Annotated in this window: 15 protein-coding genes and 1 pseudogene; 5 read left to right on the forward strand and 11 right to left on the reverse strand. The window is 60.5% G+C overall.

Annotated features, from left to right (window positions below):
* Window positions 1-18 precede the first annotated feature (18 nt).
* Window positions 19-1,572, reverse strand: a complete 1,554-nt coding sequence (locus tag EB815_RS14485; protein WP_056578418.1) for an AAA family ATPase — start codon at window positions 1,570-1,572, stop codon at window positions 19-21.
* 49 nt (window positions 1,573-1,621) lie between these two features.
* On the reverse strand, window positions 1,622-2,020 hold the full coding sequence (locus EB815_RS14490) for a c-type cytochrome (protein ID WP_056578416.1): 399 nt from the start codon (window positions 2,018-2,020) through the stop codon (window positions 1,622-1,624).
* 174 nt (window positions 2,021-2,194) lie between these two features.
* On the opposite strand from EB815_RS14490, the gene EB815_RS14495 reads away from it, so the two are divergent.
* Window positions 2,195-3,031: a universal stress protein gene (locus EB815_RS14495; RefSeq protein ID WP_056578414.1), complete on the forward strand. Its 837-nt coding sequence runs from the start codon at window positions 2,195-2,197 to the stop codon at window positions 3,029-3,031.
* A gap of 81 nt (window positions 3,032-3,112) precedes the next feature.
* Here EB815_RS14495 and EB815_RS14500 read toward each other — a convergent pair whose 3' ends face one another.
* Genes EB815_RS14500 through EB815_RS14510 form a run of 3 tightly spaced genes read right to left on the reverse strand, consistent with a single transcriptional unit; the run spans window position 3,113 to window position 4,703 of the window.
* Window positions 3,113-3,559, reverse strand: a complete 447-nt coding sequence (locus EB815_RS14500) for a pyridoxamine 5'-phosphate oxidase family protein (RefSeq protein WP_056578412.1) — start codon at window positions 3,557-3,559, stop codon at window positions 3,113-3,115.
* Between the two features lie 19 nt (window positions 3,560-3,578).
* Window positions 3,579-4,265, reverse strand: a complete 687-nt coding sequence (locus tag EB815_RS14505) for a phosphoribosyltransferase (protein ID WP_056578410.1) — start codon at window positions 4,263-4,265, stop codon at window positions 3,579-3,581.
* 3 nt (window positions 4,266-4,268) lie between these two features.
* Entirely contained in the window at window positions 4,269-4,703 is a 435-nt protein-coding gene (locus EB815_RS14510) for a DUF2267 domain-containing protein (RefSeq protein WP_056578407.1), read from the reverse strand.
* On the opposite strand from EB815_RS14510, the gene EB815_RS14515 reads away from it, so the two are divergent.
* Window positions 4,702-4,869, forward strand: a complete 168-nt coding sequence (locus EB815_RS14515; RefSeq protein WP_155772426.1) for a hypothetical protein — start codon at window positions 4,702-4,704, stop codon at window positions 4,867-4,869. The two genes, EB815_RS14510 and EB815_RS14515, sit on opposite strands and share 2 nt — an antisense overlap.
* A 42-nt stretch (window positions 4,870-4,911) precedes the next feature.
* Here the strand turns inward: EB815_RS14515 and hemA are convergent.
* Together hemA and EB815_RS14525 are read right to left on the reverse strand one after the other, a co-directional pair.
* Window positions 4,912-6,188, reverse strand: a pseudogene (gene hemA / locus EB815_RS14520) (5-aminolevulinate synthase).
* 137 nt (window positions 6,189-6,325) lie between these two features.
* Window positions 6,326-7,150 (reverse strand): universal stress protein, encoded by an 825-nt coding sequence (locus EB815_RS14525; RefSeq protein WP_056570608.1) that lies wholly within the window; start codon window positions 7,148-7,150, stop codon window positions 6,326-6,328.
* Between the two features lie 201 nt (window positions 7,151-7,351).
* Here EB815_RS14525 and EB815_RS14530 point away from each other — a divergent pair, with 201 nt between their 5' ends.
* Entirely contained in the window at window positions 7,352-7,735 is a 384-nt protein-coding gene (locus EB815_RS14530; protein WP_056570611.1) for a phasin family protein, read from the forward strand.
* 73 nt (window positions 7,736-7,808) lie between these two features.
* Window positions 7,809-8,099, forward strand: a complete 291-nt coding sequence (locus EB815_RS14535) for a c-type cytochrome (RefSeq protein WP_056571995.1) — start codon at window positions 7,809-7,811, stop codon at window positions 8,097-8,099.
* A gap of 106 nt (window positions 8,100-8,205) precedes the next feature.
* Here the strand turns inward: EB815_RS14535 and EB815_RS14540 are convergent, their stop codons facing one another.
* Both EB815_RS14540 and EB815_RS14545 read right to left on the reverse strand, forming a co-directional pair.
* On the reverse strand, window positions 8,206-8,592 hold the full coding sequence (locus tag EB815_RS14540) for a hypothetical protein (RefSeq protein WP_056570614.1): 387 nt from the start codon (window positions 8,590-8,592) through the stop codon (window positions 8,206-8,208).
* Window positions 8,593-8,652: 60 nt separating this feature from the next.
* A complete protein-coding gene (locus EB815_RS14545) occupies window positions 8,653-8,946 on the reverse strand; it encodes a lipoyl domain-containing protein (RefSeq protein ID WP_244494048.1) in 294 nt (97 codons plus the stop codon).
* A gap of 318 nt (window positions 8,947-9,264) precedes the next feature.
* Between EB815_RS14545 and EB815_RS14550 the strand changes: the two genes are divergently transcribed.
* The gene (locus tag EB815_RS14550; RefSeq protein ID WP_320412011.1) at window positions 9,265-9,537 is read left to right on the forward strand and encodes a hypothetical protein; all 273 of its coding nucleotides are present in this window, start codon (window positions 9,265-9,267) and stop codon (window positions 9,535-9,537) included.
* Here the strand turns inward: EB815_RS14550 and fixJ are convergent.
* On the reverse strand, window positions 9,534-10,148 hold the full coding sequence (gene fixJ, locus EB815_RS14555) for a response regulator FixJ (RefSeq protein WP_056570616.1): 615 nt from the start codon (window positions 10,146-10,148) through the stop codon (window positions 9,534-9,536). The genes EB815_RS14550 and fixJ overlap by 4 nt on opposite strands.
* Window positions 10,135-11,691 carry a PAS domain S-box protein gene (locus EB815_RS14560; RefSeq protein ID WP_056570618.1) on the reverse strand — a complete coding sequence of 519 codons (1,557 nt, stop codon included), beginning with the start codon at window positions 11,689-11,691 and terminating at the stop codon, window positions 10,135-10,137. Before EB815_RS14560 ends, fixJ begins: the two co-directional genes overlap by 14 nt.
* Window positions 11,692-11,856: the final 165 nt, after the last annotated feature.

An 11,856-nucleotide genomic window follows, 5' to 3' on the forward strand; every position in this document is an offset into this window, starting at 1 on the left:
TTGATCGTCCGCACCAAGTCAGGACGCTGTGCGCAGGATCTCGGAAGCATCGTGCGCGCAACATCTCCTCAATTCGGCGACGATGTCGACGAGCTGCCGATCGGAGTCGGTCCTGCGCCAACTGGCCTGGCTGGCATTGCGCTGCAATTGACGCGACAGGATATCGACCGTGGCGTCCGAGGGGCCGCCCTTGCGTTCATTGACCCGCTGCCAAAGGATGAGCGGATTCGCCTCCAGCCAGACGCCGGAGAATGCGATACCTCGGTCACGCGCCGCCTTTTCAATCCGCTCACGATCGGCCGGTCTGTCGAAAACCGCATCGGCGACAACCGAGCCCCCCTCGGAAAGGATCAGTCCGGCGCGCCATGCCATTTCGTTGTAGACCCGTTCGGACACCTCAGGTCGATAGGCCTTGTCCGGCAGCCTGGTCTCGGCAGCCACGCCGTGCATTGCCTTGCGGATACGGTCGCTTTCGACAATGCGAGCGCCGGGCGGCGCTCCAACGTAGGCAGCGAGCGCCTCGGCAATGGTCGTCTTGCCTGAACCACTGAGGCCACCGATGGCAACGAGCCGCGGTTCTGTCTCCTGGAGAAATGTCAGGGCCAGTTCGAAATAGGATCTCGCCTCGGCAATCAGCTTGTCGCTGTCGGCGCTGCCTTCCTCGACCTGTGTCGCGGTGACATGGGCGCGCACGGCAGCCCGCACGGCCATGAAAAAGGGCAGCAGGATGAAGCCGTCTTCATCGTCGGCCTCGTCGAGGTAGCGGTTCATCACGAGATTGGCGAGCTGGGGGAAGCCGCGATGCCAAAGGTCCATCAACAGGAAGGCAAGGTCGTACAGAACATCGATGCTGGCAATCTGGTCATTGAATTCGATGCAATCGAAGAGGCGAGGCTCGCCATCGAAAAGGCAGATGTTGCGCAGGTGCAGATCGCCATGGCACCGGCGGATCTTGCCCGCGGCCTCCCGGCGGTCCAGCAATCCGGCATGCCGGGCAAGCGCTGTGCGGAAGGCGCCGGCAAACGTCTCAATCTCCTGTTTCGCAAAAACATGGCTGGTGCCAAAGCCGGCCTCGTTGATGTCGAGCACGCCCATCAAATTGAACGAGCCTGTGCCATTGTGGACCTCCGGCGCCGTGCGGTGATATCCTACGATCATCCGTGCGACGTCGGTCATCAGCGCCGGCGTCAGTTCTCCCGCAGTTGCCATTCGATCGAGAAGCTTCGACTGATCGAAGCGGATCATCTCGATCGCCGCGTCGAGCATTTGGCCGGTGCCGTCAAAAGTCAACTTGTCGTCGGCTTCCCGCGTGATGCGCCGCACCCTCAGATAGAGGCCGGGAGCGGTTTTCGAGTTGAGTTCCAGCTCTTTCTCGCAAGCGGCCAGCCTGAGGCCTGGCGTCGAGAAATCGACATAGGGCAGCTTGACCGCCCGCTTCATCTTGTAGGCGCGCTGGCCAACGAGGAAGATGCGTGAAATGTGAGTCTCGATCGCCTCGACGGGCCCAATCGCGCCATGGGTAGCAGGATGAAGCAGAAACGCGGCAGCGGCTTGCTGGTCGTCGACGATCATGGCCGGCCTTCCCAGTGTGTCTTGGGAAATTCGTTTCCGTGATCCGCGCTCATTGCTGCAATGTCTGGACATAACCTGCCAACTCATGGATGCGTTCCCTGGTGACGATCTCGCCTGCGTTCGGGCCATATTTCTTCACGTCGGCAGGCAGGAATTGGCTGCCCCATACTGGCATGTCACGCTCGCCATGCGCCGGCACCATGGCGCGACCGTCGATCACGGCATAAACGCGCCAGTAAGGGAATTCGCCGCCATTGCGCCTGGAGATGCGTGTCAGGTCGCTCGGACGCTTCAGCAGTTCGTCGCCCAACGGGCCATCGCCCTTGCCTTCGGGACCATGACAGACCGCGCATGAGTTCATGTATTCGGCCTTGCCGTCGCCGAGTTCCTGGGCGCCGGCCGCATTGAAGACGAATCCTGCCAGAGCCGCCGCGACCAGGAATTTCATATGCGTTTCCCCGATTGATCGGTTGAAACCTACAGCCCTGGTTTAGCGGTGCGTTGATGCGGATCAAATGCCCCGCGGTCATGGTGTTTGATTCAGCGCAATGACCACGACGATCGCCCTCGCTAGTGACTGAAACCACGACTGACCCTTCAATCGAAATCAGGAGTTGCCGCCGTGACTTTCAGGACACTGCTTACGGTTACCGGGCCGAACCAGGGTGAAGGCGATCTAAAGCTCGCCGCCTCGCTGTGCGAACAGATCGGTGCCCATCTCTCCGTGCTCGTTCTCGAGCTTGCCGCGCCGCCCTCGGGCGGCGAGTATGCCGCCGTCGTCTCACCAGCCTGGCTGGAGGAACGTCAGGTCGAGCTGAAGAGGCTCGAGAAACGAATTTCCGACGTCGCCGGCTTTCTTTCCCAGACCGCCGTATCGGCCGATCTGAGCGACGACTATCCCGACATGGGATGGGCAGACGACGTCATCGGAAGGCGTGCCCGCTACGCGGATCTGACCATTCTCGGGCCGGATTTGCTGGCAAGCCATACGCTCAAGGACAAAGTCATCGAGGGCACGCTGTTCTCGTCGGGAAAGCCCATTCTGCTCGTTCCCGAGGGCTCGCGCCCGACGCTGAAGCCGAAACGCGTCCTCGTTGCATGGGACGCTCGCCTTGAGTCATCGCGCGCCGTCCGCGAGTCGATCGATATGCTGAAAGGCGCCGAAGATGTGCGCCTTGTCATCGTCGATCCCATTGAGAATGAGTTCCATCATGGCGAAGAGCCGGGCGCAGATGCCGCAGCCTATCTTGCCCGGCACGGCGTGAAGGTTACGGTCGACCGGCTGCCGAGTTCGAACCATTCGGTTGCCGACGTGCTGCGCCAGCATGCCGGCGATGTTGCGGCCGAGCTGATGGTCATGGGCGCCTACGGTCATTCCCGGTTGCGCGAGCGGATTTTCGGCGGGGTCACCAAATCGATGCTTGCGGGTCAATCGCTGCCGGTCTTGATGGCGCGATAGCAATTCAACGGTAAAGAAAAAGGGCCGGTGCAGATTGCGCCGGCCCTTTCCTTTCATTTCTCGCAAGACCTGATGGGGCGACTACTCGCTCGCTTCTCGTCCGGATACCTGCTCGATCAGGATCCGAAAGAAGACGTGCGGTGCACTGTCGGCTGTGGGAGGAACGACCGGCTTGAGTGCGCCAGGCTCCCACCAGTCCGTGTGCTTGCTCAACACCGACCAGGCATGATCCCGCTCAAGCTTATGGCCGATCCGGTCAGGCAGCTCTTCGTATCGGCCGTCGGCAATGACACTTTTCCATCCTCGCCCCTGGCCATGTTCATCGACCTGGACGGACACCAGCGGATTGGCCCGCATCCATTCGATCTTTTTCCCCGGCATGGAAAACGCGTAAAGATGAGCGTCCGAATGGGCGTAGTGGAAGGGCACGATATAGGGCTGCCCGTCCTTCGCGCATGCCAGGCGGCCAATGCGATTGGCCGTCAGCAATTTGGTGCATTCCAAAGCAGAAAGCGTGCGGATCTGCATCAATGCGATCTCCTTTTCTTCACGACTTTTGAACCAGGCCGGAAACGTGCCGCTGGCCAGTTTTGTACAGCTGGGCAGCCGCGTCCATAGCGCAGACAACGTCGTTGTCAGAGAGCTGCGGGAACCGCAGATAATGGTGGCCCAAGGCCCGGAACTGTCCTGGCTGACTAAGGCAGACCACACGGTCCGCTTCCTGTTCCAGCGCTGCGATCGTTTCTTGCGGTGAAACGGGAATTGCCACGATGATTTCCCTCGGTGACCGGCGCTTGAGGGCGCGGATCGCGATTTTCATGGTCGTACCGGTCGCGGCGCCGTCATCGACGATGATCGCGGTCTTTCCCGCGATCGACATCGGTTTGGTCTTGCCTCGATAGGCAATGCGCCGGCGTTCGAGTTCAGGACGCTCATTTGCTATCAAGACACCTAGCTCACCTTCGCCGAGCTCATAGGTCTCGACGATCTCTCGGTTCAGCACGACCTCCCCAGGGGTGCCATCGACGATTGCGGCAACAGCCAGCTCGGGATTGCCCGGGGCGCCGACCTTGCGGACGATCAGCAGGTCAAGAGGAGCGTTGAGGGCTTTGGCCACTTCCACCGCGACGGGCACGCCGCCACGCGGCAATGCCAATACGATGGGCTGGTGCAGTTGAAGCCTGCTCAGTTCCAGGCCAAGCTTCGCTCCAGCGTCTTCCCGGTCGCGGAACATCGGTCAATCCACCGGCCACAGTGTTCGCAGCGACTTCTTCATCGAGTTTCTGACCTGCACGATCTCACCATGCGAAATGTGACGGTCCAGAAGCTTGAAAACGGCACTGATCGCGACATCGAAATCGATTTCCTCATCATAGCCGAAACTGTTTCTGACGCTGATAATGAAGTCGCGCTTCGTGCGCTCATGCGCAGTTGTTGACGGATTCCAGCCTTCGAAATAGATGCCGCGGAGCAAAACAGGCAGTTGCGCCGAGAGATCGGCCATTTCGGCCGGCGACAGCCAATCCCGCACCGTGTGCAGGACAGATCTCAGGAGACGGCACGCGCTCGGCTCGCTCCAGCAGAGATCCTTGGCGAGCTCCTTGACCCATTGTTGTGCCTGCTGGCCAGCGTGCGTGAAGCCAGCGAAGGACGTGTGGGAAATATGACCCATGGCGATGCTCCTCGACGATTTGAACTCCATTCTCAGGCATCGAAAGGCTTTGAGCATTGAGCAGGATCAAATCGGTCACAGGTGCATCGCCTCGTTTTTCCACCGCCGCCTCGATCAGATCGAGGAAGCGGCGCACCGGCTGGCGAAGTGGATGAAGAGCGTTTGAGCCGAAGGCGGCTTTAGCCGCCCGGGATCAGCCGCCCGATTTTCAGCCGCCCGACTTGGGGACCAGGAGCGGAATGATGCGGTCGGTCTTGGCGACCGAAGGTTGGCCGGAACTGGCATAGGGAATGCCGAGCGCATCCCAGGTCTCGACCAGCGCATCCTGCAGTTCGGCGATCAGCGCATCGGAATGGAACGGCGTCGGCGTGATGCGCAGCCGCTCGGTGCCGCGCGGCACGGTCGGGTAGTTGATCGGCTGGATGTAGATGCCGTGGACGCCAAGCAGCCGGTCGCTCGCCATCTTGCAAAGCTCCGGATCGCCAACCAGCACCGGCACGATATGGGTCGCCGATTCCATCACCGGCAGGCCGGCGGCCGCCAGGATGTGTTTGGTTCGGCTCGCCTGCTGCTGCTGCGCGTCGCGCTCGGCCTGCGAACGCTTGAGATGGCGGATGGAGGCGGTGGTGGCGGCGGCGATCGCCGGCGGCAGCGCCGTGGTGAAGATGAAACCCGGCGCATAGGAGCGAACCGCGTCGATCACCGCGCTGGTGCCGGTGATGTAGCCGCCCAGCGTGCCGAACGCCTTGGCCAGCGTGCCCTGGATGATGTCGATGCGGTCGGCAAGGCCTTCGCGCTCGGTGATGCCGCCGCCGCGCGGTCCGTACATGCCCACGGCATGGACCTCGTCGATATAGGTCATGGCGTTGTAGCGCTCGGCGAGTTCGACGATCTCCCGGATCGGCGCGATGTCGCCGTCCATCGAATAGACGCTTTCGAAGACGATCAGCTTGGCGCGCTCGCGCCCCGCGGCCTGCAGCAGGCTTTCCAGATGCGCGACGTCATTGTGGCGGAAGATCTTCTTTTCCGCGCCCGAGCGCCGCACGCCCTCGATCATCGAGGCGTGGTTCAACTCGTCCGAGATGATCAGGCAGTTGGGCAAAAGCCGGGCAATGGTCGAGATCGAGGCTTCGTTGGAGACGAAGCCGGAGGTGAAGACCAGCGCTGCCTCCTTGCCGTGCAGGTCGGCGAGTTCCTGCTCGAGTTCGACCAGCGGGTTGGAGGTACCGGAGATGTTGCGGGTGCCGCCGGCGCCCGAACCCATCTTGCCGGCCGCGTTCTGGAAGGCGGCGATGACATCCGCGTGCTGGCCATGCCGAGATAGTCGTTGGAGCACCAGACGGTGATTTCCTCGGCGCGGCCGTTGGAGCGCCAGATGGCGCGCGGAAACTTGCCCGCGATACGCTCGAGATCGGCGAAGACACGATAGCGACGCTCCGCATGGAGCTGGTCGATCGCTTCTTCGAAGAACCGCTGGTAGTTCATGTCCGAATTTCCTTGTTGCTCGCGGTTGCGCTGCGGGCATCAGCGACACCGAACTTGGCAATGGTTGGACGTAACCCTTTGTGGGAAGGGACGACCTTGATTCATGTCAAAATCACGACTCCGAGGCTCCACCTTACTCAGTTCGATATGAACCGATGCAATGATCCTCCGCGCAGTACGGAACGCGTCACGCCGCCAAAGGTCATCTCCAGTACCCGGCTATGACCGTAGCCACCGAGAACGATGAGATCGGCCGCAATATCCTTTCCGATCTGGAGCAGGATTTCCGCCGGTTCGGAGCGGCGCGCATCCAAGATTTCCGATCGCGCTTTCACCCCGTGGCGCGTCAAAAAGCGTTCGACATCCGCTGCATTTTCCCTAGGCCTCGTATCCCCATTGTCCACGGTGGCGATCACGACCTCCCTGGCGGTGATCAGGAAAGGCATGGCGTCGACGACGGCACGTCGCGCTTCCCGCGTGTCATTCCACGCGATCAGGATGCTTTCGGCCTTGATCGACGCCAATGGGTCCGATGCCACGAGTATCGGACGGCCAGCCGCAAGGATGAGGCTTGCCGGATCCACCACACGATGACGGTCGGCCACCAGATCGGCCGTCGGCGAGCCAGTGAGGATCAAGTCGGCCGCCCGCGCATTGAGCGCAAGTTGGCGTGTGGGATTGCCTATTTCTCCGCGCCACGAGGCACGATTGCTGCCGTTGACTATGCTCAGGAATTCCTCTCTCAGGCAGTCGAGGCGACCTTCTATCTCCTCCACCTGGCACCACAACGCCTTGGTCGCGGCCTGGTCATCAGTGCCGGCTGGCAGGGCGAAATGCGGCTCGGCGGCACAAAAGCCGATCAAATCAGCATCTTGCCGTTGAGCAAGATTCCATGCCATCGCGATGCGCGGCGCCGCGATCGCGTCCACGTCCAGTTGAACCATAATCGTCTTGAAAGCCATCGCGTCGTTCCATCTGGGGTTGACGCGACTTGGCCATCAAATGGAGGGAGGCACCTTGATGCGGGTCAAACGCGCAACGAAACCGGTTGGTACCGGCACGCTCCTACAGTCCGCAAGGCCATAGGGTTGATCCTGATCAAGGACACGACGACGAATGGCGTCAACGTCGCGCTGTGGAGATTCAGAACGGAGTAGTCGATAATGCACACCCAGCCCGAACCCTCCGCATTCGGCACACAATTGGTGCCGATTGCGGAAAATGGCCAGAAGTTCTTCCTTGCTGTCGCGTCTCTTCAAGTACACGCCTTCAAGGCGATGATGCGCTATAGCGTCGAAACGCTGGCATTTCTGAAGCATCGTTGCGAACAGGACGTCAAGCTGGCCGACGATCTCATCACCGGTCCGGAGTTCAATGACGCTTTCGACATCTTTGCTGCTTTCCTGCAGAATGCGACATCGCAATATGTCAGCGAAGCCGGTAAGGTCGCCACACTGACCTCCAGGCTCACTTCGGAAACTGCCAAGCGGCTCCGTGAGGAAGCCAGAACCGCGATCGAGGACGCCGCGGCGAAGACAGTCGCGTAGATCGGCAATGCGGAGGTCAAACATGACCATCTTTTACGGGGGTCGTCGTCTGCCGGCTTCTGTCCTTGCACTGATGCTGCTCGGACATGTGCATCCAGCCCTGGCCGATAGCCTGACGGATCATGGAAAGGCGTTGGTGGAAGTCAATTGCGCCCGCTGCCACGCCATTGGGAAAACCGACAAGAGCAGTCATCCTGACGCCCCGGCGTTTCGGACCTTGTCAAAGCGCTATCCGATCACCGATCTCGAGGAGGCCCTCGCTGAGGGGATTTCGACTGGCCACCCGGACATGCCCGAGTGGATCGCCAGCCCCGACCAGATCGACGCAATTATCGCTTACATCAGCACCTTGCAGCAACCGTGATCGGGGCCGTGGGCGCGGCAGCCCACCGAACCTGATGCCTCCATTGCACAATGGAGGCAGTCGATCTGGTGGCTGTTAACGCGCCAGCAAACCGGCGCGTACCAAGCTAGGGCAACATCCTGTCAGCTGCACGGAAGTACGACCGGGCATGCGCCACGATCTGGGCCTCCGTGGGATGATCGGCAGGCTCGACGCCGATGATGCGATCCTTCAAGTGGGAATGGTGGTCGCGTATATGCCTTGCCAACTCGTCTTTTGCCGATCCTGGACCAACGATCAGCCATTCCTTCGCCGGCTGCAGCGCCGCGACGATGTCCTGGTAGAAGGACTGGTTTTCCGGTGCACGCTTGCCGTCGACGGTGCCTGCCTTGTTGTGGGTCTGATGATGCGCAAGCGTGGTGGCAAGCCTGAGGCTCTCGGCCGCTTCACGATTGAAGAAAAACACCTTGGCTTCGCGATGGTCCAGCCAGGCAACGGCATGTTGGGTCTGCATATTGATACATCCTTGAGGCTATGGTTGAGGAATGAGCGCGATCAACCCGATGAGACGTCCTCACGCGGGCTGGGACTCCAGCGTTGCCAGGACCGAGCCGGGTTCGATGACGGTGTTCGCAGTGGCGACAATCGTCGCGCGGCCACTTGCAGGCGCGACAATCTCGTGCAGCGCGTCTTCAACGCGAACTTCGGCTATGCGCTCTCCGGCCTTGATTGTGTCGCCGCTCGTAATGAACCAGCGCTCCAGGATACCCTCCGGCAACATGCTGGACGCCCACAGGGCTTCATCGACCTTGATATAGTGCATCGCGATTCTCCCTATGCCGCCGAATGATACGCGCTTGCGCAGCATGGTCCTTGATCCCGATCAATCGGCGCCCGACGCAAAGTGCTGCAATCGCGCGGCGTTTGACGGCGATCAAATTCTGATACGGCATCCGGCCTTAAGGTGTCCGGCCGTCGACGGAGTGAGGTCATGAAGCATTTCAGGAAGAGGCAGCCGTCGCGATGAGCGCCCGATCAGGTATCAGCGCTGCATTCGCGATCGAACGGGATGTACGCGCCGTGCAGGTGATCGGCACCGATGACGATATGGCGTCCGCCGCAAGAACTGTTAGCCACATCAGTCCGACCCGCGGCAACGCGCATGCCTGTCCGGCGATTCCAGAAAATGATGCAGATCAATGCGCAACGCACCGTTTACGAAGATTTTGATGCGATGTGGAATCCTATCCTAAGCGCACCGTATGGTCGCGGCCTTGAACTCGCCGTCTTCGACGAGGAGGGGGCGCATGCGCTGGTATTTCCCTGCATAAAAAGCCGCGAAGGTTGGAAAAATGCCGCCACCGGCGTCCGTGTCGACATCCATCCGACCCACTGGCGCGAGTGGGAAGATGAGAAGGTTCAGGCCAGAGCAGGCAACCCTTTCGAAGGTTCTCCCTAGGGGCGGGATTCCACGATCAGCGCCATGCGCACGAGATGTGACAGACTGCTTGCGCCCATCTTGCTCATGACATTGGCCCGGTGGATTTCGACCGTGCGCGGACTGATCCCCAGATCATAGGCGATCGTCTTGTTGGGCAGCCCCGAAACAAGTCCATCCAGCACCTGCCGCTCGCGCTCCGACAAGTTCGACAGACGCCCGCGGATCTCCGCGGACTGGGGATGCGCTGCATTGACCTGGTTGCGGTTGGCCAGCGCGGAGCGGATCGCTTCGATCAGCATTTCGTCGTCGAACGGCTTCTCGATGAAATCGGAGGCCCCTTCCTTCATTGCCTGCACGGCGAGCGCCACATCGGCATGACCAGTCATGACAATAACCGGAATCCTGTGCCCGCTCGCCCTAAGCTGACGCAGGAGCTCGATGCCGTCTATGCCCGGCATGCGCACGTCGGTGACAATGCAGCCGTCGATGTTGCCGGTCGCCGTAGACAGAAAAGCTGTGGCCGATTCGTGCAGGCGCACAGCGAAGTCTGCTGTGGCCAGAAGAAAACCGAGCGATTTGCGGACGTCGACATCGTCGTCGACCACATGCACCAGATCACTGTCGGCCATTTGTGATCTCTTCCTTCTCTACGATGCGCAAGGTGAAGCGGAACGCGGTTCCGCCGGCTGGCATCACCTCGGCCCATATATGGCCACCGTGCGATTCAACGATGGTGCGGCAAATGGAAAGGCCCACACCCATGCCTTGCTTCTTGGTCGTTACAAACGGCTGGAAGAGCTGGGCCGAAACCTCCGGCGCAAGACCCGTGCCTGTATCGATCACGCTTACCTCGGCCATCCCATCATCCCGGGCAATGGTTGTGACTTTCAATTCGCGGCGCGGCGCTTCGTGCATGGCCTCCACCGCGTTGCGCATCAGGTTGAGCAGAACCTGCTGAATCTGGATGCGGTCGGTCAAGACCAGTTCGGCGGCAGGGTCAAGCTTGTAGCTGACGAGAAGATTCATCTCTCTCGCGCCAACCAAGGCCAGCGATGCGGCTTCCTCGATCAGCGTCGGCAGCCGTTCGACCTGGCGCTCGCTTTCGCCCCTGGCGACAAAATCCCTCAGGTGACGGATAACGTCGCCTGCCCGCAATGCCTGCTCGGCTGCCTTTTCGACGGCATCTCGAAGCATGGGCGCATTCTCGTCCTGGCTTTTCTCAAGCAGTCGACGACTGCCTTTGAGGTAGTTCGTGATCGCCGTCAGCGGCTGGTTGATCTCATGGGCAAGCGTCGAGGCCATTTCGCCAAGTGCTGTAAAGCGCGCCATGTGGAGGAGCTCCTGCTGCTGCTCCTGGATTCTTGCCTCCGCCCGGTGGCGCTCGGTCAGGTCGCGGCAGAAGCCGGTAAAGAAACGCCCGGTACCCGGATGCATCTCGCCGACGGAAAGCTCCATCGGAAAAGTCGATCCATCCTTGCGGGCCCCGGTAACAGTGCGGCCGAGCCCGATGATCCGGCGCTCTCCCGTCGTCAGGTAGCGAAGCAGATAGGCATCATGCTCGTCGCGGTAGGGCGAGGGCATCAGCATTTTCACGTTTTGACCAATGACTTCGCTTGACTGGTAGCCGAACAGCGTTTCGGCAGCGGTGCTGAAGGATTGAATCCCACCCTGTTCGTCGATGACGACCATCGCGTCCGGCACTGTTGCCAGGATCGATCGCAAATGGTCCTCACGCAGCCGAAGTGCTGCGTTTGCAAAGGACAGGTCGCTGACATCCGTGCCTTGAATGAAGATCGCGGTGATACGGCCGTCGTCGGCCTTGACCGGCTGATAGACGAAATCAAGGATGCGCTCCTCGACCGGCCCGCCGGCTGTGTTGCGAAGCCCAACCTTCACCCCGTGGCCGACATAGGGCTCGCCGGTCGTGTGCACATGGTCGAGATGTTCGAAAAACTCATTGCCTTCAAGCTCGGGAAAGGCGTCGCGCACCGACTTTCCAACCACTTGCCTGTGGCCGATCAGCCTTTGGTAGGCGGCATTGGTCAGCTCGAAAATGTGACCCGGCTCGCGCAGGAGTGCTATAAAGCCCGGGGCCTGATCGAACATCTGCGACAACAGTGATTTCAGTGTCGTTCCCCCGGGCGACAGACTGAGCGCTTCGTCTTTGATCACCTGAGGTTCCTGGGTTCGAGACGGTGCTGCCAAGGCTAACTATCACTTCTCGCCGCACGCGCAAAACGGATCGAGCCGCCGACTTCGAGCCCAGATGCAGTTGGCGGATGCAATTGGCGGTCTTTGACGCGCATCAAGGCATTAGACGCGGACGAATGCAATTCA

The sequence above is a fragment of the Mesorhizobium loti genome (assembly GCF_013170705.1).
GTDB lineage: Bacteria > Pseudomonadota > Alphaproteobacteria > Rhizobiales > Rhizobiaceae > Mesorhizobium > Mesorhizobium loti_D.

Bases quoted from the DNA above. Each gene is read 5' to 3' on its own strand.
- EB815_RS14485 (WP_056578418.1), bottom strand. From the start codon at position 1,572: ATGATCGTCGACGACCAGCAAGCCGCTGCCGCGTTTCTGCTTCATCCT.
- EB815_RS14515 (WP_155772426.1), top strand. From the start codon at position 4,702: ATGGCGATGCTCCTCGACGATTTGAACTCCATTCTCAGGCATCGAAAG.
- EB815_RS14545 (WP_244494048.1), bottom strand. From the start codon at position 8,946: ATGCTGCGCAAGCGCGTATCATTCGGCGGCATAGGGAGAATCGCGATG.
- EB815_RS14525 (WP_056570608.1), bottom strand. From the start codon at position 7,150: ATGGCTTTCAAGACGATTATGGTTCAACTGGACGTGGACGCGATCGCG.
- EB815_RS14490 (WP_056578416.1), bottom strand. From the start codon at position 2,020: ATGAAATTCCTGGTCGCGGCGGCTCTGGCAGGATTCGTCTTCAATGCG.
- EB815_RS14510 (WP_056578407.1), bottom strand. From the start codon at position 4,703: ATGGGTCATATTTCCCACACGTCCTTCGCTGGCTTCACGCACGCTGGC.
- EB815_RS14500 (WP_056578412.1), bottom strand. From the start codon at position 3,559: ATGCAGATCCGCACGCTTTCTGCTTTGGAATGCACCAAATTGCTGACG.
- EB815_RS14540 (WP_056570614.1), bottom strand. From the start codon at position 8,592: ATGCAGACCCAACATGCCGTTGCCTGGCTGGACCATCGCGAAGCCAAG.
- EB815_RS14550 (WP_320412011.1), top strand. From the start codon at position 9,265: ATGATGCAGATCAATGCGCAACGCACCGTTTACGAAGATTTTGATGCG.
- EB815_RS14505 (WP_056578410.1), bottom strand. From the start codon at position 4,265: ATGTTCCGCGACCGGGAAGACGCTGGAGCGAAGCTTGGCCTGGAACTG.
- EB815_RS14535 (WP_056571995.1), top strand. From the start codon at position 7,809: ATGCTGCTCGGACATGTGCATCCAGCCCTGGCCGATAGCCTGACGGAT.
- fixJ (WP_056570616.1), bottom strand. From the start codon at position 10,148: ATGGCCGACAGTGATCTGGTGCATGTGGTCGACGACGATGTCGACGTC.
- EB815_RS14530 (WP_056570611.1), top strand. From the start codon at position 7,352: ATGCACACCCAGCCCGAACCCTCCGCATTCGGCACACAATTGGTGCCG.